The 17,954-nt window shown below is 44.0% G+C and carries 23 protein-coding genes; 6 read left to right on the plus strand and 17 right to left on the minus strand.

Going from position 1 to position 17,954, the window contains the following annotated elements:
- Nucleotides 1-59: 59 nt before the first annotated feature.
- The 4 genes from KHQ79_RS11855 to KHQ79_RS11870 all read right to left on the minus strand — a co-directional run bounded on the left by KHQ79_RS11855 (nucleotide 60) and on the right by KHQ79_RS11870 (nucleotide 4,438).
- Nucleotides 60-1,031, minus strand: a complete 972-nt coding sequence (locus tag KHQ79_RS11855) for a glycosyltransferase family 2 protein (protein ID WP_060398454.1) — start codon at nucleotides 1,029-1,031, stop codon at nucleotides 60-62.
- An 11-nt stretch (nucleotides 1,032-1,042) separates the two neighbouring features.
- Nucleotides 1,043-3,232, minus strand: a complete 2,190-nt coding sequence (locus tag KHQ79_RS11860; RefSeq protein ID WP_225515258.1) for a glycosyltransferase family 39 protein — start codon at nucleotides 3,230-3,232, stop codon at nucleotides 1,043-1,045.
- Nucleotides 3,233-3,239: 7 nt separating this feature from the next.
- Nucleotides 3,240-3,386, minus strand: a complete 147-nt coding sequence (locus tag KHQ79_RS11865) for a hypothetical protein (protein ID WP_019258173.1) — start codon at nucleotides 3,384-3,386, stop codon at nucleotides 3,240-3,242.
- 101 nt (nucleotides 3,387-3,487) lie between these two features.
- Nucleotides 3,488-4,438 carry a ring-cleaving dioxygenase gene (locus KHQ79_RS11870; protein ID WP_225515260.1) on the minus strand — a complete coding sequence of 317 codons (951 nt, stop codon included), beginning with the start codon at nucleotides 4,436-4,438 and terminating at the stop codon, nucleotides 3,488-3,490.
- Nucleotides 4,439-4,823: 385 nt separating this feature from the next.
- Here KHQ79_RS11870 and steT point away from each other — a divergent pair, with 385 nt between their 5' ends.
- The 6 genes from steT (at nucleotide 4,824) to spoIISC (ending at nucleotide 9,295) form a co-directional block, all read left to right on the plus strand.
- Nucleotides 4,824-6,140 (plus strand): serine/threonine exchanger, encoded by a 1,317-nt coding sequence (gene steT / locus KHQ79_RS11875; protein WP_225515262.1) that lies wholly within the window; start codon nucleotides 4,824-4,826, stop codon nucleotides 6,138-6,140.
- A 275-nt stretch (nucleotides 6,141-6,415) separates the two neighbouring features.
- Nucleotides 6,416-7,033 (plus strand): DUF47 domain-containing protein, encoded by a 618-nt coding sequence (locus KHQ79_RS11880; protein ID WP_003218470.1) that lies wholly within the window; start codon nucleotides 6,416-6,418, stop codon nucleotides 7,031-7,033.
- A gap of 12 nt (nucleotides 7,034-7,045) precedes the next feature.
- The gene (locus KHQ79_RS11885; protein ID WP_003239093.1) at nucleotides 7,046-8,047 is read left to right on the plus strand and encodes an inorganic phosphate transporter; all 1,002 of its coding nucleotides are present in this window, start codon (nucleotides 7,046-7,048) and stop codon (nucleotides 8,045-8,047) included.
- 109 nt (nucleotides 8,048-8,156) lie between these two features.
- Nucleotides 8,157-8,903 carry a toxin-antitoxin-antitoxin system toxin SpoIISA gene (spoIISA, locus tag KHQ79_RS11890; RefSeq protein WP_003239094.1) on the plus strand — a complete coding sequence of 249 codons (747 nt, stop codon included), beginning with the start codon at nucleotides 8,157-8,159 and terminating at the stop codon, nucleotides 8,901-8,903.
- On the plus strand, nucleotides 8,903-9,073 hold the full coding sequence (gene spoIISB, locus KHQ79_RS11895; RefSeq protein WP_003239095.1) for a three component toxin-antitoxin-antitoxin system antitoxin SpoIISB: 171 nt from the start codon (nucleotides 8,903-8,905) through the stop codon (nucleotides 9,071-9,073). Before spoIISA ends, spoIISB begins: the two co-directional genes overlap by 1 nt.
- An 84-nt stretch (nucleotides 9,074-9,157) precedes the next feature.
- Nucleotides 9,158-9,295 (plus strand): three component toxin-antitoxin-antitoxin system antitoxin SpoIISC, encoded by a 138-nt coding sequence (spoIISC, locus tag KHQ79_RS11900; RefSeq protein ID WP_119913750.1) that lies wholly within the window; start codon nucleotides 9,158-9,160, stop codon nucleotides 9,293-9,295.
- A gap of 36 nt (nucleotides 9,296-9,331) precedes the next feature.
- Here the strand turns inward: spoIISC and KHQ79_RS11905 are convergent, their stop codons facing one another.
- Genes KHQ79_RS11905 through KHQ79_RS11970 form a run of 13 tightly spaced genes read right to left on the minus strand, consistent with a single transcriptional unit; the run spans nucleotide 9,332 to nucleotide 17,942 of the window.
- On the minus strand, nucleotides 9,332-10,225 hold the full coding sequence (locus tag KHQ79_RS11905; RefSeq protein WP_225515264.1) for an N-acetylmuramoyl-L-alanine amidase: 894 nt from the start codon (nucleotides 10,223-10,225) through the stop codon (nucleotides 9,332-9,334).
- A 12-nt stretch (nucleotides 10,226-10,237) separates the two neighbouring features.
- A complete protein-coding gene (locus KHQ79_RS11910) occupies nucleotides 10,238-10,501 on the minus strand; it encodes a phage holin (RefSeq protein ID WP_003239099.1) in 264 nt (87 codons plus the stop codon).
- A 12-nt stretch (nucleotides 10,502-10,513) separates the two neighbouring features.
- The gene (locus KHQ79_RS11915) at nucleotides 10,514-10,783 is read right to left on the minus strand and encodes a hemolysin XhlA family protein (RefSeq protein ID WP_060398448.1); all 270 of its coding nucleotides are present in this window, start codon (nucleotides 10,781-10,783) and stop codon (nucleotides 10,514-10,516) included.
- Between the two features lie 52 nt (nucleotides 10,784-10,835).
- Nucleotides 10,836-11,675 carry a phage-like element PBSX protein XepA gene (xepA, locus tag KHQ79_RS11920; RefSeq protein ID WP_225515265.1) on the minus strand — a complete coding sequence of 280 codons (840 nt, stop codon included), beginning with the start codon at nucleotides 11,673-11,675 and terminating at the stop codon, nucleotides 10,836-10,838.
- 46 nt (nucleotides 11,676-11,721) lie between these two features.
- Nucleotides 11,722-11,886, minus strand: coding sequence for an XkdX family protein (locus KHQ79_RS11925; protein ID WP_019258164.1), 165 nt, complete (start codon nucleotides 11,884-11,886; stop codon nucleotides 11,722-11,724).
- Nucleotides 11,883-12,212, minus strand: coding sequence for an XkdW family protein (locus KHQ79_RS11930; protein ID WP_225515267.1), 330 nt, complete (start codon nucleotides 12,210-12,212; stop codon nucleotides 11,883-11,885). Before KHQ79_RS11930 ends, KHQ79_RS11925 begins: the two co-directional genes overlap by 4 nt.
- 11 nt (nucleotides 12,213-12,223) lie before the next feature.
- Entirely contained in the window at nucleotides 12,224-14,341 is a 2,118-nt protein-coding gene (locus KHQ79_RS11935) for a terminase (protein WP_375294391.1), read from the minus strand.
- Nucleotides 14,342-14,343: 2 nt separating this feature from the next.
- The gene (locus KHQ79_RS11945; RefSeq protein ID WP_225515269.1) at nucleotides 14,344-14,616 is read right to left on the minus strand and encodes a hypothetical protein; all 273 of its coding nucleotides are present in this window, start codon (nucleotides 14,614-14,616) and stop codon (nucleotides 14,344-14,346) included.
- Nucleotides 14,613-15,191: a YmfQ family protein gene (locus KHQ79_RS11950; protein WP_225515271.1), complete on the minus strand. Its 579-nt coding sequence runs from the start codon at nucleotides 15,189-15,191 to the stop codon at nucleotides 14,613-14,615. Before KHQ79_RS11950 ends, KHQ79_RS11945 begins: the two co-directional genes overlap by 4 nt.
- Entirely contained in the window at nucleotides 15,175-16,221 is a 1,047-nt protein-coding gene (locus KHQ79_RS11955; RefSeq protein ID WP_148981516.1) for a baseplate J/gp47 family protein, read from the minus strand. The genes KHQ79_RS11950 and KHQ79_RS11955 overlap by 17 nt, the downstream gene beginning before the upstream one ends.
- Nucleotides 16,214-16,639, minus strand: a complete 426-nt coding sequence (locus KHQ79_RS11960) for a DUF2634 domain-containing protein (protein WP_060398441.1) — start codon at nucleotides 16,637-16,639, stop codon at nucleotides 16,214-16,216. Before KHQ79_RS11960 ends, KHQ79_RS11955 begins: the two co-directional genes overlap by 8 nt.
- 59 nt (nucleotides 16,640-16,698) lie before the next feature.
- Complete coding sequence (locus KHQ79_RS11965) at nucleotides 16,699-16,965, minus strand: DUF2577 family protein (RefSeq protein WP_148981514.1); 267 nt, start codon at nucleotides 16,963-16,965, stop codon at nucleotides 16,699-16,701.
- A complete protein-coding gene (locus tag KHQ79_RS11970; protein WP_225515272.1) occupies nucleotides 16,965-17,942 on the minus strand; it encodes an XkdQ/YqbQ family protein in 978 nt (325 codons plus the stop codon). The genes KHQ79_RS11965 and KHQ79_RS11970 overlap by 1 nt, the downstream gene beginning before the upstream one ends.
- Nucleotides 17,943-17,954: the final 12 nt, after the last annotated feature.

Raw genomic sequence — 17,954 nt, forward strand, 5'->3', positions numbered from 1 at the left:
CTATTACTTTGATTACTGGAGAATAAAAACCCCTGTCCGTTACGGACAGGGGTTTCGGGTTATGACATATGCTGGTCTCTATAGAGTCTTTTATTTTCTATTCCATATGATTTCTGAACGATGTAAAGCGGCCTGTCTTTAGCTTCATCGTAGATTCTGCCGATATATTCGCCGATCATCCCAAGAATCAGAAGGACGATGCCGCTGAACAGGAGCTGGATCACAATAAGAGATGACCAGCCGGTAATGGTGCTGTCTGTGAATAGCTTTAGATACAGCACGATAAACATATACAGAAATCCTGCACCTGACATTAACATCCCCGCATAGCTTGCCAGCTTCAGCGGTTTGTGTGAAAATGTCGTGATGCCATCCATTGACAGCTTCAGCATTTTCTTCAGCGGGTACTTTGTTTCTCCGGCGAGCCTTTCATCACGTACGTACTCGACCGCTGTCTGTTTGAAGCCCACCCAGCTGACGAGCCCTCTGACAAAAGGATTTTTTTCTTTTAATCTCTTCATTTCATCACAGACTTTTCTGTCCATGAGGCGGAAATCCCCCGTATCAATCGGGATATCAATATCTGTCATGCTGCTGAGGAGCCGGTAAAACATAGCCGCAGTTTGTTTCTTGAAAAAGGTTTCCCCTTTTCGTTTTGTTCGCACGGCGTACACGACCTCATAGCCTTCCTTCCACTTTTCAATCATCTCTAAAATCAATTCAGGAGGGTCCTGCAAATCGGCGTCAATGACGACGATTGCATTCCCCTGTGCATAATCCATACCCGCTGTAATGGCGATCTGGTGCCCAAAGTTCCTTGAAAAATCAATGATTTTCACTCTCGGGTCGATTAGGCTGTGCTCTCTTAAAATCTCAATACTGCGATCTTTGCTCCCATCGTTGACAAAAAGCAGCTCGTAGTTTTCCTTCGTTTGATCCATGACCTCTTTTAATCGCTGATAGGTTTCATGAATGACAAGCTCTTCGTTATACACAGGTACAACAATTGAATATTGAATATGTCTGCTCATGTTTTTTCCTCCTATTCATCAGCATTTAGTTCATATAATGTAGCTGACTGATTCATTCCGCCAGGTCCGCCGCCCATTTGGCCGTTTTCGCCTGAAGACTTGCTGTTGCTTGATGTATCAGCTAAATCAGTATTTTCTGTTTTCTGATCAGATGATGATTGTTGATCAGAGCTTGATTGCCATTTATCTGAAGACACTTCTTTCCCGTTTTTCTGAACCCATTCAATAATGTCATTGTTTCCGCCTCTTCCCATTCCAGAAGCTAAGAAGTATTTCACTTTTCCTTCTTTTACAAGCTTTTTAAATTGAGTCAGCGTGATAGCCGGGTCAGAACCGCTGAATCCGCCAATTGTCATAACAGCTTTTTTCGTTTTAATAATATATGGCGCTGCTGTGTTCGAGTCGGTTGTGGCAAATAGGTATTCAGCTCCAGAGTTATTTTCCTCTAGATATTTGATCAGTTTTTCATTTACAGTCGCATCAGACATTCCCATGCCTTTTCCGCTCATTGATGCAAGCTGTGGCCCTGTTTCAGGCTGTGAGCTGTTGCCTCCGTACAGAAGCGGTGTGCTTGCCCAATAAATCGGCATCACCAGCAATGCAAGAAGAGCTGCAAGTGATACATAATAACTGATCGGTTGTTGGCGCTGTTTGAACAGCAGCAGAGCAATTGCAGATAACGCGCCGATAACCCCTACACCGATGCTCCATCCTGCTCCGATTTGATCGTTGTAGTTTCTGAGAATGAACAATTCAAATCCAGTTGTCGCAATAATCGCTGCCGGCAGAAGCCATGATTTCCAGCCTGTCTGATTGCGATACAGATGAACAAGGGCAACCCATCCCGCACCGACAAGAGCCGCAATCGGCGGTGCCAGCATAATGAGATAATAATGATGGAAAAATTCTGCGACACTGAAGAATCCGGCAATCGGTACAAGCCATGCAACCCAGAAAACCGTTTCCTTCTGCTCTGCAGATAGTCTTCTTCTTTCTCTCGCGCCTGCGATCAGTAAGCCTGCAATTCCAAAAATCGCAAATGGCAGAAGCCAGCTGATTTGATCAGATAACTCTTGTTGGAAAAGCCGCAGCGGACCAGGTGTTCCCGTCCCGAACATTCCTGAACCTGATTGCATTTTTGAACCGGTTCCTGTACCGCCTTTCCCTCCGTCTCTGCCAGGTCCGCCTTGGCCGCCATCTCCTCCGCTTGGAGGGCCTCCTTGACCGCCGCTAGGCATTTGACCATTGGATGGAGGTGCCGTCATATTGCCATTTGATGATTTATCATCGCTTGATGAGCTGCTGCCTGATGCTGATGACTGATTAGGCGGTGCTTGAGTTTGCGATGAACTGTTATCGGAAGAAGACATTTCTTTTGAAGCGTCTCCGTTTGATCCGCCCTGGCCGCCGGAATTTTGGCCTGTCAGCCGCTGAATCCCGTTATATCCGAAAGCCAATTCCAAAACAGAGTTGGTCTGGCTGCTTCCGATATAAGGCCGCTTGCTTGCAGGGATATTGTCAACAATGAGCGGCCATGATAACGAAACGGCTGCCAATACAGCTAAAGCACTTACCAATGAAACGATTTTTTTCTTGATTGTGGCGTTTGCCGCAATCAGATAGAACAATAAGAAAGCCGGTAAAATCATGTAAGCCTGTAGCATTTTTGTATTGAAACCTACTCCAACAACGAAAAATGCTGCTAACAGCCAGATCAGCTTTCCTTTTTTGATGGCTTTAAAGAGAAGCCAAGTAGCCAGCAATAAGAAAAATACCAGTAATGCATCAACATTGTTTGTACGTGCTACAGCTACAGCAATCGGCGTACATGCCATAACAAATGAGGCAATGCGTGCCGCCGTTTTTCCGAATGTCGGCTTAATCAGCAAGTACATAAGAAGTACTGAACCTACACCTGCCAATGCTTGAGGGAGAATGACACTCCACCCGTGCATACCGAATATCAGTGCACTGATCGTTTGGATTTGGTATGTAACAGGCGGTTTATCAACTGTTATAAAGCCGGCAGCATCGAACGAAGCATAAAAGAAATTATGAAAGCTTTGCATCATACTTGTAACTGCCGCGGTGTAATAAGGATTCACCGTGTCGTCCTTCCAAATGTTATAGATATTTAAGAATGCAGATGCGAGCAAAATGAGGATGAGGAAAATATCCAGCTCGCGTTTTTTCTTTTCCACGTGTTTTTCACTCCTTTTTGTCTAACTTTGAAATAGTGTAACAAGCAAATATGAATAAACTATTAATAAACAAAGACAATATTTTTGCCGAGTCCATTTCATACCAATCGTCCATATATGCAAAGGGTTTTAAGCCATTTCTCCCAATCAGCATCTGATATTTCCTCCCTAATAAGGCATGCTGTTTAGGTCAAAATTAATTATGGTAATAAAAAAAAGCCTTCCGGCGGCGCCGGAAGGCAAATGAATTAAAATTTATTGAATCGGTTTTAGTTTCTCTTCAATTTCAGCTCTTCGATGCTCAAGGTACGGCGGAAGAGCAATCGTTTGGCCAAGCTCATCAAGGTTTTCATCAACCATAAAGCCTGGTCCGTCTGTTGATAACTCGAACAAAATGCCGTTCGGCTCTCTGAAATACAGCGCCTTGAAGTAGTAGCGTTCAACGATGCCGGAATTGCTATAGCCTTCCCGGCTGATGATCTGGTGCCACCCGGCAAGTTCTTCTTCATCTCTTACCCGAAACGCGACATGGTGAACACTTCCTTTGCCTTGGCGCTCTCGTGGAAGATCGTTTCTTTCTATTAAATGGATTTCTGTTGCCGCACCGCCTTCTCCAGATTCCAAAATAACGGCGGTTCCTTGCCCTTCGACTGCTTCACGGCTGATTTCTGTAAATCCAAGAATATTCGTCAATACGTGTAAGGTTGATTCAGCGTATGGCACAGTCAGTTCAACCGGCCCTAACCCGCGAAACGAAAATTCTTCCGGAATGCCGCTTTGTTTAACAGGCAGACCATATCCTTTGCCTTTCTCATCAGCAGTCAGCACAAGGCGCTGTCCTTCATGATCTTGGAATGCCAATATGTCACGTCCGGCTCTTTTGGCAATGCCGCTGTGCGCCACCTGATGCTCTTCAAAACGTTCTTTCCAGTAATGCAGGGCTTCTGTGCTTGGAACGCGCAAACCAATAGAAGAAATACTGTTTGTTCCCGCATGAAACGGCGCAATGCGCGGAATCTCGAAAAACGTCAGCTCAGTTCCCGGATTTGCCACTTCATCTCCGTAGAACAGATGATACATTGTCGGTTCATCCTGGTTGACGGATTTTTTGACGAGCTTTAATCCTAATACTTTTTTATAGAAATCTAAGTTTTTTTGTGCGTCGGCTGTTAATGCCGACACGTGGTGTATGCCGTTGACTTTCATATGCTGTCCCTCCAGGTCATTTTATCTCGATTTCGAGATATCGCATCATAGTTATATATTTATTGTTCTAATTACAAGGTATTTTATTCGCACGGGAAAGTCAACATATCAGCTTCTCTGAAGGTTCGTTATTTTCCTTCGTTCTCACAGCACCCTCCGTATCAGCAAAAAACCGCCTACAAAACACGAACTTTATAATCTGAAAACCATACATTTATTCGTTTATAACTCATTAAATCATGCGTTTTCACAGTTTTATCAGGCATATACATGCAAATATCGAAAATCAGAAAATTTATTTTATTCCACTTTTCTAAAATAGGGTTTACAATATGAAAAATAGATTCTTCATTATGAAGCTTCAACATCATAGGAGGTTAAGGACATGCATACTGAAGACAACGGTTTAAAAAAAGAGATAGGCCTCTTGTTTGCCCTTACTCTTGTCATCGGAACCATTATCGGTTCAGGTGTTTTTATGAAGCCTGGCGCTGTGCTCGCTTATTCAGGTGATTCAAAAACAGCGCTTTTCGCCTGGCTGTTAGGCGGTATTTTAACTCTGGCGGGCGGTTTGACAATCGCGGAAATCGGAACGCAGATTCCAAAAACCGGCGGGCTTTATACGTACCTTGAAGAAGTGTACGGTGAGTTTTGGGGATTTTTGTGCGGCTGGGTGCAGATTATCATTTACGGTCCGGCGATTATTGGCGCACTGGGTTTATATTTTGGATCTTTAATGGCGAATCTTTTCGGCTGGGGATCTGGCCTATCAAAAGTAATCGGAATTATAGCAGTTCTCTTTTTATGCGTCATTAATATTATCGGTACAAAATACGGCGGCTTTGTCCAAACGCTGACAACGATCGGAAAGCTGATTCCGATCGCATGCATCATCATCTTTGGCCTTTGGAAAGGCGATCAGCACATCTTCACAGCTGTAAACGAAAGCATTTCCGATATGAACTTCGGGGCAGCCATTTTGGCTACACTGTTTGCTTACGACGGATGGATTCTTCTGGCCGCTCTCGGCGGAGAAATGAAAAATCCCGAAAAGCTGCTGCCGCGTGCAATGACGGGAGGATTATTAATTGTAACGGCGATCTATATTTTCATTAATTTTGCATTGCTTCACATCCTGTCAGCGAACGAAATTGTCACACTTGGCGAAAATGCGACAAGTACTGCTGCCACCATGCTGTTCGGTTCAATGGGCGGAAAGCTGATCAGTGTCGGGATTATTGTCAGCATCTTCGGCTGCTTAAACGGTAAGGTCCTTTCTTTCCCGCGTGTGTCATTTGCAATGGCGGAACGCAAGCAGCTTCCATTTGCTGAAAAACTGTCACATGTGCACCCGACGTTCCGCACACCATGGATTGCGATATCCTTCCAAATTGCCGTGTCTTTGATTATGATGCTGATCAGCAACCCTGATAAGCTCTCAGAAATCTCGATTTTCATGATCTACATTTTTTATGTGATGGCCTTTTTTGCGGTGTTTATCCTCCGCAAGCAAACAAAGGGAGAAAAGCGCGCCTACAGTGTTCCGCTTTACCCATTCATGCCGATTTTGGCCATTGCAGGCTCACTCTTTGTGTTAGGCAGCACACTCATCACAGATACACTGTGCTGCGGATTGTCCATCCTCATCGGCCTTGCCGGGCTGCCTGTTTATTACTGGATGAAAAAACGAAAAGCAAGCTGATAAAACGGTTCCCTTGTTTAGGGAACCGTTTTTTGGTGAAACAGAAGATAAAAGTTGACAGGAAAAACACAACTTTTGATATACTTTTTACGTTAAGCAGAAAGTTTTTGCAAACTTGGGTCGTTTTTTTAAAGGGAAGTAGGTCAAAATAAGGAGACACGATTTATCGAAAAAGTCAAGATACGTTTTTTTCGACTTTACCTGTTTTTTTTCGACAAAAGGCTATATAATAATTTGATGTGTGCATTGTTCATTCAAACTATGGAGGGTTTTTAATGATAAGAAGAAAAAAAGATAAGTTCTCACTCCTTTTAACAGAAATTGCAAAGAACATAGACGAAACTGCAGAGTATTTTGTGAATTTTAAGGTTACCAACCAAACGACGCTTAAAGAATTTGCAGATACGTTAAAGGAATATGAAACAAAAGGTGACAATCATGTTCATGTCATGATTAAAGAGCTTAACAAAGCGTTCATCACTCCTATTGAGCGCGAAGATATCCTTCAGCTGACAAACAGCCTGGATGATGTGCTTGACGGAATTGAACATTTCTCTGCCATGATGGAGATTTTCTCAATCACTTCATCAGACGAGCATATCGATAAGTTCAGCGGATACATCAGAGAATGTGCGAAAGAAATTTTGATTACAATTGAGCTGCTGGCAGAAAACCGCTTAAAGGATATTCAGCCTCACGCGATTAAAATTAAAGAGTATGAGCACAGTTGTGACAACCTGCATAGAAAATCATTAAAAAATCTTTTCGGAAATGAAACAGATCCGATCAAAGTCATTCAATATCGTGAAATTTACGAAACGCTTGAAGAAATTGCCGACTCTTGCCAAAGTGTTGCCAATAATCTTGAAACCATCATTATGAAAAACGCGTAACGAGGGGTAAAAATGGATATTCTATTAATATTAACAATACTAATAGTCATTTGTGCTCTGGCGTTTGATTTCATCAACGGGTTTCATGATACGGCGAACGCAATTGCGACTTCGGTATCGACAAAAGCGCTGAAACCGCGCCATGCTATCATATTGGCGGCTGTGATGAACTTTATCGGAGCAATGACATTTACAGGTGTTGCCAAAACCATTACGAAAGACATTGTAGATCCTTATACGTTAGAGAATGGCTCTGTCGTGATTTTGGCTGCGCTAATCGCTGCGATTGCCTGGAACCTTATCACATGGTACTACGGCATCCCAAGCAGCTCATCCCATGCCATCATCGGGGCAATTGCCGGTGCAGCAGTTGCGGCAGCCGGATTTACTGCGTTAAATTATAAGGGCTTCATTAAAATCATTGAAGCACTGCTCTTATCACCAATTATTGCCTTTGTCCTTGGTTTTATTCTTTACAGCATCGTCAAGCTGATTTTCAAAGACAGCAATTTGGCGAAAACGAACAAGCAATTCCGCAGAGTGCAGATTGTAACAGCTGCCCTGCAATCATATACACACGGAACAAACGATGCGCAAAAAGCAATGGGAATTATCACAATGGCTCTCATCACAGCGAATTTACATACTTCTGCTAATGATATTCCAACCTGGGTGCAATTCGCCTGTGCGACAGCCATGGGTCTCGGAACTTCAATCGGCGGATGGAAAATCATCAAAACCGTTGGCGGAAAGATCATGAAGATTCGTCCGGTAAACGGTGTATCCGCTGACTTAACCGGGGCAGCCATTATTTTCGGCGCCACATTTATTCATTTGCCGGTCAGCACAACCCACGTCATTTCTTCATCAATCCTTGGCGTCGGTGCGTCACACCGGGTAAAAGGCGTAAACTGGGGCACAGCTAAGCGGATGCTCATTACATGGGTCATCACGCTTCCGATTTCAGCGACACTTGGTGCCATCGCCTACTTTATTTTAAATATGATTTTTTAAGGTTATACCGCTTCTGTCAAAGGAGCGGTTTTTTTGATGAAACAGGAAAACCAGCCGCATCTCTCGAATACAATAAGCAGAACCTATTTCAGATGTGAGGGATTGATGTATGCTTTTATTCTTTCAGATCATGGTCTGGTGCGTCATGGCCGGATTAGGCTTATACGTGTACGCCACGTGGCGGTTCGAAGCGAAGGTCAAAGAAAAAATGTCCGCCATCCGGAAAACATGGTACTTGCTGTTTGTTCTGGGCGCTATGGTATACTGGACATATGAGCCCTCTTCCCTATTTACCCACTGGGAACGGTACCTCATTGTCGCTGTCAGTTTCGCTTTAATTGACGCTTTCATCTTCTTAAGCGCATACGTCAAAAAACTGGCTGGCAGTGAACTGGAAACAGACACAAGAGAAATCCTTGAAGAAAACAACGAAATGCTCCACATGTATCTCAATCGGCTGAAAACATACCAATACCTATTGAAAAACGAACCGATCCATGTTTATTATGGAAGTATAGATGCATATGCTGAAGGTATTGATAAGCTGCTGAAAACCTATGCCGATAAAATGAATTTAACAGCCTCCCTTTGTCACTATTCGACACAGGCTGATAAAGACCGGTTAACCGAGCATATGGACGATCCGGCAGACGTGCAAACCCGGCTTGATCGAAAGGATGTTTATTACGACCAATACGGAAAAATGGTTCTCATTCCTTTTACCATCGAGACACAGAGCTATGTCATCAAGCTGACGTCTGACAGCATTGTCACTGAATTTGATTATTTGCTTTTCACATCATTAACGAGCATATATGATTTGGTGCTGCCAATTGAGGAGGAAGGTGAAGGATAATGGAACGCGCGTTTCAAAACGGATGCGAGCCCCGAGCGGCGAAGCCGTTTAAAATCCTGAAAAAACGTTCAACCACCAGTGTTGCAAGCTATCAAGTCAGTCCGCATACAGCAAGAATCTTTAAAGAAAACGAACGGCTGATTGACGAGTATAAACGAAAAAAAGCATGATCACACTAAAAGGACAAGGGAAAACAGCTCTTGTCCTTATTCCTTTTCTTAAAGGGTTACATATACTAAAACAAACAGAGGATATTGTCAGGTGATACAGTGAAAAAATTGGTGAGGCGTGTGAAGTTTGTTGATTACGGAAGGTTTGGACTTTCCGGGTATTCGCTTCGTGTGAGGGAGCGGAGCGCAGGAATTTTAAAAAAATTGAAGAAGAAAAAGTAAATCCCGGAGCAGCTCCGGGATTTTTGTGTTCTGTGATCAGCTTAGTTGAGCTGCGATTTTCGCTTTAGTCGCAGGCCCGTATATACCATCGGCGGTTAAACCGTTAACAGACTGAAAACGGGCAACCGCGTCAGCTGTTTTCGGTCCGTAAATGCCGTCAATTCCGTTGTTGACAGCCGCTTTATCAGGGTAAAAATAGAGAGCGGCCAGTGCTCTTTGCACCTGAAAGACGTGTTCTCCTGAGGTAAATGGTGTTGTCAATTGAATGATGCCATCTGGAAGCGGATAGAGCTCGGGTTCTGCAGCGTACGACGGAGCACTGACAATTAACACTTGACCGACCTGAATAAAATTCGGATCTTCGATATTGTTCCACTCTTGCAGCTGAGCTACAGTAACACCGAACATTCTCGCTATGGATGTAAGCGTGTCACCTTGTTTCACGACGTAAGTTTGGCTGCCGCCTCCCCCAATCCCTGCTTTAAACGTATCCCACGTATCCAACAGCTTGCGGGGACATTCCTTGCCAGACCAATACTTATGGGGTACAACGTTAGCAAGGCTGATACCGTGCTCAGCCATCAATGTTTTGATCAGCCACTGGGCATTTGCTGTAGCTTGCGCAAAATCCCCATCGGCATTTTCACAAATTTCAATTCCGATAGAAGCCCGATTGCCGCTGCCGTTTCCGTCTCCCGCATGCCAGCCGTTTTCATTTAAAGGCAGATGCTGATAAATTTCTGTATCATCAACAGTAAAATGCCAGCTTGTCGTCGTATCAGGATTTTTCAAATAGCGGGCATGCGCCTCAGCATCTGCTCCGACTGCGGTGTTCGCTGTATTGTGCACTGTAATGTAAAGAGGTGTCATTGCGTAGCCTGGGCGGTTATTTGCACCGACTGGGATAAAGTCTTGAATAATGTTAACCATTTTCATCTCTCCTTATTTCGTCAGATTATTTTCCTTTAACAAGTCACGCTGTTTTTTCCCTTTTTCTGTTACATAATTGTTTTTAAACCAAGCGGCAAGTGTCGTTCCAATTGTGAAAATGACAGATCCGGCCGAATAAAGAGCGTCAGCAAGCTGATTGACCTGCTCCTCCTGAATGTCCAATGGTGATTTGCCAAGCATCATCATGGTCTGGTTGATTAATGCAACCAAAAGAAGCACCGTCCTGATGACCGTGCCTTTGTCATACGTTTTCATGAAAATCCCCCTCTAATGCTGCAACAGGTTGTACATAATCGCGATAGCTCCGCCAATGATCCCTGTGCACACTGCTGTAATGATGGCACCTGTGATGGTGCGTTTAATCCATGTTGTATTTTCTTCAATTTTGTTTAATTTTTCGTTCAGCGTCATGATTTGCTGATCTTGCCGGTCAGACACGCGTTCTAATGCGGAAACCCTCTGCTCAAGTGCTTTGTGCTCACCTTTCATGTCTGCTAAATCTTGCTGAACCACATTTACATCTATCTCTTGCTGCATCATTCACTCCTCCTTTACATGCGGATCACCTCCCTTCCGAGGGCCGAAATGGTTATGAAACAGCGCTTCCTTTTATCGAAAGAGTCCCGCCGGTGATACTGACGATCTCCATGATGATTTCCTTAAACCCTTTAATATCGAAGGCCCATGCCTCAGCTTTCCCTAACGTACTGCAGGCAGCGGAGTCATCATCAGATTTCACGCCTCTAATCGGAAGTCTCTGTCCTGACACCGATTTGCCCCAAAATTTCACCTCACTCGTTTCCGCTGTGCCATACAGCTCAACGAGTAAATGGGCGGCGCCGTCCACAGGTAACACGGCACCTTCGCCAGCGGACTCTGCATTTTCATGAAAGACAAAGTCAAACGTTTTGCCAGCTGCCACTTTCAGCCGTCCATCATCTGTTTGATATTCCGAAAAGTCAATCTGCAAAGGGGCTTTTTCACTTAAACGCACATCCATTTCTCCCGCGCCGACTGATTGGTATAAAACAAACTCTGATTGCTGAAGATTCCCGTTCACAAAGCGGAAGCGGTAATAGCGTTTAGAAAGATACACCCAGTCCGTTTCCGTCAGGACACCTGCTGCGACATTAATTGCTGCTGTCGTTGTCCAAGCATTGTTGTTGTCGCTTTCTTCTATAAAGAGCGTGCCTTCACGATCTGCATACGCCCAGCCCTTCACTTTCGAAATCAGAACTGTGCCAAGCCTATCTTGCCCGAGCTGACTGTATGCCTCAGTGGCCTTTAGCGCGGCATTTGTTAAAATCTCCGCTACACCCGACAAATTCGAAACAGGCGTCACAAAATCATTTTTTTCTCCTCTGTAGGGCTTTACAGCTCCGGCTTTTCCAGTCTTATCGAGAGGAAATTCATATTGATACTTCACCATCTTCATCCTCCTTTTGGTCTCTAAAAACAGGCAAAATAAAAAAGCCTTACATGGCTTTACCGGTAATTTCTTTATACTGGTCAGAAGTGATCAGCTTTTTGTTCACACCTTCTGCCAGATCCTCAATTGAACAGTCCTTATATGCTACGGCCTGTTTGACCATATCCGTTGTTGCCCACTCATAATAGAGGGCAAGCACCCAATAATTCATTCAGCATGATCTCCTTTCAGGGAAAGTAATGAAAGCTTTATATCTGACAGCTCGCTCCCTAATGTTTTGTTCAGTTCTTCAAGCTGCTTGCGTGCCAGCTTTTCCTGTGACAATTCCTGAGCGAGGAGTTCCACCTGATCAGGCGGCTCGTACGGCGGGTTTTTTTGTAATTCCTCCCACCAGGATTCGAGTTCTTTTTGGGTTGGGATGGGGGCGCGCAGATTCCATTTTTCAATATAAGAACCATTGCCGTCATTCCTTAATTCAAAATCTTTTCTTGGAACTGCGTCAGGGTATTTGTACATGATTGCGTCATATAATATCATTTTTGTACCTCCTATCTTGCAGGGTAATTTCGGCCGCCGAGTTCTAGGATATCAAAGTAATTTTTACTAATGGACATATCTTCAACAATATACCGTGTTTCTGTACCTGTGTACCCCACATAAACGTAGATTTCAACATAATCACCCGCATCAAGTGCTACCGGGACTGTTCCTGTAACAGTTACATAAAATTCTTTTGAATCACTGTTATCTTTAGGAGCTGGCGTTCTAAACTGATTCATTAATTTATGTTGTGAACCATTAACATACGTATACAACTCAAAATTGGAATACTGTAATGTATTTTGAAAATATAAGCTAGCATTAACTAAATACATACCAGGATGACTTGCTATAAATCTACTGTTCGATGAATCATATTGTTTATTGCTATCTTTCAATACATTTTTAAATAATATTTTATTTTGCTCCCCTTTATTCAATGCCTGTTTACCTGTAGTTTTTGCAATCATATGCCCAAAACCAGAGATTTTTTCCCAAGGAGTCCATCCTGAACCAGACCACCAATGGCGTATCCAAGTCCCGGTACTATTTGTATATACACCCGTCTCATTACCTGTGCCATAAAAATATTGTGTAAAACGATAATTACTATATTTTTCATTTTTAATAATTCCATACCCTAGCGGATAACCTGTTGTATTTCCTTGGCCAATATCCATAAAGGTAAGCCCTGATGGATAAGATTCTCCACCAGTTCTCGCGTCTTGTATAGCATTGGTACCTGTAAGAATAGTTAATTTTTCATTTGTAAAATTCGAATTTATATAGTCTTTTGCAGACGCTAAAGATTTATCTGCTTTTTCCTGTGCACTGCTTTCCGTCGCTATTTTATTCCATCCTTGCCAACCTAAATTAGCATCAACATAATTTGTAAACATATTATTCTTATAATCAATTGCTACTACGTATCCAAAAGTTCCATTACCATTACTATCAGTTGCTGTAAAATGAAAAAATCCTCTAGTTGATAAAGTAGAGGGGGCATTGGTTGGCTTACCAGTAGAATAGAATGTCCCAAATCTCTCACCTGATTTTACAATTTTACTAAGAAAATCATCGGTATCTCCTATTGAAATAAAAACTCCACCTGCATCGTTTGTAATTTTAGACAACTGGCCAGCATTCCACTTATTTCGTTCCGCTACAGTAATATGCGTTGTAGAGTCTTTAGCATGATTAGATACTTTCATCTCTGCCCCAGCTGTTGTCTCTAATTCAACCCAATCTGACCAGGTTCCTCCTGAGATCGTCTTTCGATACGTTTTATTTGCATTGTCAAAAGCGATAATTTGCCCGTAATTTCCAGGCGCATTAATTGTCCATAAGCCCCTGACTGAAGTACCTGGGCCGTTTAGTGTATTTGGTGCAGAAGCAAAATGAACCATTCCAGTGTTCTTCGGAACAATTTCATGAAAATCATCTGTTTCGGTTAAGTATAGTTTTCCTTGACCGTTGTCTGCAGTAATTTTAAAAAGCTGACTGTTATTCCACTTGTCTTTGTCTGATTGTGTGACATGTATGTCCGCCTTACCTGCATGAGCGTTCACTTTTGTTTGAGCGCCCTCCGTCGTCTCTAATTCAATCCAATTTGACCAGTTGCCGTTTAAGAGAGTTTTACGGAAAGTTTTATTATCATTTGTCATTACAATTACATGACCATTTAATTTACTGTCACTGCAAGTCCAGAATCCTCTTCCTGAGCCGCCTGGTGAATTTAGAGGTGTGCCAGTATAAGAAAAATAAGTCAATGTAGGATAGTTCAACAGTTCCGTATGGAAATCACTCGTGATATTGAACATAGGTTGTCCATTATCATTTGTAATCTTAGATAACTGACCGCCATTCCATTTGTCCCGCTCTTCCCCTGTAATATGCCGCACCTGATCTTGATCATGCTGGTCGAAATCCTTCTTCGCTGCCTGCTGCACATTATCCACATTCCCCAGCCCGATTTGCGCCTTTGTTGTGTTGTGGGGGTTGTTCATGTCGTTTTTGTGGGCAGCCAGGTCTGTGTGGGCGTCTTTTATGCCTTTTTCCCAGCGGTTGACGTCGTCTTCGTTGATGGGGTCGTCCGGAAGCCAGTCTGTTTTTTCTTCGTATGCCATGTTTACACCACCTCAAAAGTAAATCTGAAATCGAGTGTTCTGTTTTCGCTGACGTCCAGGTCTGTTTTTCTTTCTGTAATGATGTTGCCCAGCTCGTCAAAAATTTGCACCGTTTCGATATGCTTGATGTCTTCCTCGCGTTTTGTCAGAACGGTGACTGTCGCCCCATCAATGGAGAGCTCTACTATTTCTGTATTTTGTCCGTTAAGCAGAACGTGATCGATTCTGCTTTTTAGATCAGCCGCTGTGCGTTCTCTGTATATGCTTGAAATCAAGTTAAAACCACCTCATTGTTGTTAAGAGTGACAGAATAACCGACCTTCAGCTCACTGGCTGTTCGGTATCTGCGGTGATTCAGGATGACTGTGTCTTTTATTTGGAGCGTTTCGTTCAATCCGCCTCTGAGCGTATACGCCAAATGAGCGGGCTTCATGTTTTCTATGGCTTCAATCAGCTCATTCATGTGCTGAAGGTCATCAACATTGATATCCACGTTAAAGCGGTATTCGCCGGGAAGCAGGCGGACTTGTGCAGACGGGTTTTTCAAGAAACGGTTCACCGCCTGCTCAATGGCCCTGTAGGTGATTGGCGGAATGTTCGACATTTTTGAAATGAGCCGCAATCGTCTGATCTCATCGGTGTCGCCTGATTCCCGCGGCACGTTTAAAATCTTTTCCCAGCGGCTGAGCCCCCATGTCGCTGTCGGCACAAATAATTGATCCGTCAGATCAAATATGCTGTTATTCTGTGTATCAAACTCAGGCGCTTCCGCTTTCAGCAGCTCGGCCATTTCTTTAAGGCTGGTGAGAAACGGTGGCAGATACGCTGTCATGTCATCTTGTTTGCTCAATGATCTTCACCTGCCCAAGCTTAGGAATTTCCACATCGCTCAGCACTAGATTTTCGGAGGTGCCGTTGATTTTAATATTTGAATAATCACTGACTGACGGTGAATTATAGACGATATTGTTAATTTGCGATAGGCGGATGACGTTGTCTTCGAACGCCATTTTCTTAAAGAGATTTAAAACGCCCTCTTCAATTTCCGACTTCACTTCATCAATCGAGTGATTGATCTCAGGCAGCACTTCGGCCGAAATCTCAACTTCCTTCCAGACCGCGCTTTCCACTGTAACTACGGCTCCGATTGGCGCCTGCCCCTCCCCTTGTCCTGGTTCAGGGTCGATATAATCTTTCACTTTTTGAATTAAGATATCGGAAGCCGGCTCAAGATTAGCATTCGTGACGACAATTTTGACCGTGCCGTCCCCGTTCCAAAGCGGGAAGATCTTTGCTTTTCCAACACCGTCTACTTCTTCAGCCCACTCTTTATAATGCATTTTATTGGCGCTGACAGCCTCACGCCGAACCCTTGTAAAATACCGTTCTCTTAAGCTGTCGTCTCCTTCTTCCTCCCGTCCCGGAATCAGGATTTCTTTGACAATGGCTGTTTCTAAACCGGGAATGGTATCCAGTGACAGTAAATTGCGTCCGGTCAGATTGGCGTTTCCTGCTTCACCAGGTGTTTCACAGATGAGCGTCCCGTCTGCCGTATATTGAAAATAAAGATTATCCACGTAGAAGCGAGAGCCCGCGGGAATGGTAACTCCAGACGTAAACTCTCCCGCTCTGACCGCCTTTGTCGCGGCTGTCCGTTCAATCCCCGCTTCCGCTGCACGCCGGTCTAGAAACTCACCTTGCGCGGTATCAGAGAAAACCAGCTCAAGCACAGTATCCAGCCATATATATGACTTCGCAAGCTCGGCCGCCGCCGGGGCTAACGCATTATAAATGACACTGCCTTCTCTTGTGTCAATATCTGCGGAGATGCTGTTCAGCATACGCTCCATAATATCTTCAAAGGTTTGATCTTCAAACATCTTCGCCAATCACCTCCTCAATCTCAAGTGTCCCTTCATCTGTCTCAACCACAAAAGAAACATGAAACGCATCGCCTTGTTTTTCTATCTCAAAGTCTGTTACGGCAGATATCCGGTCGTCATAAACCAGCGCCTCTTCTATCAGCCTCGGAATCTCCATTTTTTTGTAGGCATCAGTCGTCTCGTGATCTGTAAGCACGTCCTGAAGCTCATTTCCGACATTATGGCTGTATACGGAGTACGCATATCGTTCTGTTTGTAAGGCGATATACACGAACTGTCTGATCGCTTCAAGCCCAGTAATCAGTTCATTTGTAATTCTTCCGTTTTCAAAATCTATTTTGTACGTTTGCGAGGTTTCAATGACTTCGCTGTCATCTTCAAAATCCTCAAACTCCACTTCTGGTGTCAGGGCCATGATGCCCACTCCTTTATGACAAGCTAAATAAAAACCCCTTCGTGGCTGAAGCGGTTTGTCTATACTTTATCTAAAATAAAAAACGATTGACCGCCAGTCAGAGCCGCGGTCATGACGCGATCCCCCGGCTCGAGTGCATCGTCTCCTCCGGACTTCATCCGTTTTGGGATGATGATGGCGTCAGCCGGTATGATCAGTTTGCTGTTTTCTTTTAATTTGATTTCCACAGGAGAAACCGAAACGACTTCAGCCGGGAGCAGTTCCACCGGAGACTCAGCGTCAACTGCGCCGACGGCCAAATGTTTAATCGCCTCACTCAATCTCATCAGGAAACTCCTTCCGGCATGGTGTTCTTTTCGACTACATCAATGGTCATCGTATGTTTCGTTCCTTTAAACTCGTGCCGGTCCGTATCTACCCAATAGGTTTTCTTGATCCCGGCCTCCGGAATGGAAATATAGACAGGCAAGCCGCTCTGCACTTCTGGAATACCGATTGCCTGAATATTTTTCAGTTCTTTTTTCACGCCCTTTTTTTCAGCAAGGCGCACATCTGCCCGCTGCTGAAGCTGAGCCTGGTTGATGTCATCTGTGACCGTTTCCGTATATTGAAGCACACCGTATTTGTTTAACCCTGAACTGTCCTTGGCAGACGCTTTATACGTCTTATTGTCCTTCTGCCGGCGAAGCACCACCCGTGTTGCAGTGTCGTTTATGGAAGTGCTGTATTGGTATCCCGTGATATTGACACCCGTTTCCAGCACCCATACTTCCGACGGATCTGGCCAAGCGCGCAGACCGAGCTTTCCTTTTTCCGAATACAGCTGATAATGTCGTCCTGTCTGGCTTTTCGTCTGTTTCAATGCTTTTAAGATGATGTCATACAGGGTCGTATCATTTTTTATCACAAGGCTTTTGATTGTATGGCCTGTGTTCGCAATCGAGGTTGTCGGTATTTGAAAATCATTGGCAATCCTCCTGATCATCTGATCAGCACGCTGGTTGGAAAACACGTACACATCCTGGTTTTTGACCAGATACTGGAGCATATCATACGCGCTGAAAGCAAGCGTATGCTCGTCCGGCGTTCTTGCAAAAACAATGCCCCGAAAAAGCTCTTTTCCCTTCCATTTAAACAAGACTGTATCTCCTTCTGTGACGCTGTAATACGTCTGGTCGCCCTGTTTGATAACGATGGTCGCTTCAATGGAGCGCGGCGCCTGATAACGATGGCCTTCCAGCGATACGCTTTCTGCTACCAGCTCAAGCCACTCTGTGTCTTTAATGACGAACAGTTCTATCATCATACATCACCT

This window comes from Bacillus sp. TSO22 (assembly GCF_020223595.1).
Lineage (GTDB): Bacteria > Bacillota > Bacilli > Bacillales > Bacillaceae > Bacillus > Bacillus inaquosorum.

What these genes read in the sequence shown, in the direction of transcription:
- KHQ79_RS11855 (WP_060398454.1), bottom strand. Translation starts at nt 1,031, where the DNA reads ATGAGCAGACATATTCAATATTCAATTGTTGTACCTGTGTATAACGAA.
- KHQ79_RS11865 (WP_019258173.1), bottom strand. Translation starts at nt 3,386, where the DNA reads ATGCTGATTGGGAGAAATGGCTTAAAACCCTTTGCATATATGGACGAT.
- KHQ79_RS11870 (WP_225515260.1), bottom strand. Translation starts at nt 4,438, where the DNA reads ATGAAAGTCAACGGCATACACCACGTGTCGGCATTAACAGCCGACGCA.
- steT (WP_225515262.1), top strand. Translation starts at nt 4,824, where the DNA reads ATGCATACTGAAGACAACGGTTTAAAAAAAGAGATAGGCCTCTTGTTT.
- KHQ79_RS11880 (WP_003218470.1), top strand. Translation starts at nt 6,416, where the DNA reads ATGATAAGAAGAAAAAAAGATAAGTTCTCACTCCTTTTAACAGAAATT.
- KHQ79_RS11885 (WP_003239093.1), top strand. Translation starts at nt 7,046, where the DNA reads ATGGATATTCTATTAATATTAACAATACTAATAGTCATTTGTGCTCTG.
- spoIISA (WP_003239094.1), top strand. Translation starts at nt 8,157, where the DNA reads ATGCTTTTATTCTTTCAGATCATGGTCTGGTGCGTCATGGCCGGATTA.
- spoIISB (WP_003239095.1), top strand. Translation starts at nt 8,903, where the DNA reads ATGGAACGCGCGTTTCAAAACGGATGCGAGCCCCGAGCGGCGAAGCCG.
- KHQ79_RS11905 (WP_225515264.1), bottom strand. Translation starts at nt 10,225, where the DNA reads ATGGTTAACATTATTCAAGACTTTATCCCAGTCGGTGCAAATAACCGC.
- KHQ79_RS11910 (WP_003239099.1), bottom strand. Translation starts at nt 10,501, where the DNA reads ATGAAAACGTATGACAAAGGCACGGTCATCAGGACGGTGCTTCTTTTG.
- KHQ79_RS11915 (WP_060398448.1), bottom strand. Translation starts at nt 10,783, where the DNA reads ATGCAGCAAGAGATAGATGTAAATGTGGTTCAGCAAGATTTAGCAGAC.
- xepA (WP_225515265.1), bottom strand. Translation starts at nt 11,675, where the DNA reads ATGGTGAAGTATCAATATGAATTTCCTCTCGATAAGACTGGAAAAGCC.
- KHQ79_RS11925 (WP_019258164.1), bottom strand. Translation starts at nt 11,886, where the DNA reads ATGAATTATTGGGTGCTTGCCCTCTATTATGAGTGGGCAACAACGGAT.
- KHQ79_RS11930 (WP_225515267.1), bottom strand. Translation starts at nt 12,212, where the DNA reads ATGATATTATATGACGCAATCATGTACAAATACCCTGACGCAGTTCCA.
- KHQ79_RS11935 (WP_375294391.1), bottom strand. Translation starts at nt 14,341, where the DNA reads ATGGCATACGAAGAAAAAACAGACTGGCTTCCGGACGACCCCATCAAC.
- KHQ79_RS11955 (WP_148981516.1), bottom strand. Translation starts at nt 16,221, where the DNA reads ATGTTTGAAGATCAAACCTTTGAAGATATTATGGAGCGTATGCTGAAC.
- KHQ79_RS11960 (WP_060398441.1), bottom strand. Translation starts at nt 16,639, where the DNA reads ATGGCCCTGACACCAGAAGTGGAGTTTGAGGATTTTGAAGATGACAGC.
- KHQ79_RS11965 (WP_148981514.1), bottom strand. Translation starts at nt 16,965, where the DNA reads ATGAGATTGAGTGAGGCGATTAAACATTTGGCCGTCGGCGCAGTTGAC.
- KHQ79_RS11970 (WP_225515272.1), bottom strand. Translation starts at nt 17,942, where the DNA reads ATGATAGAACTGTTCGTCATTAAAGACACAGAGTGGCTTGAGCTGGTA.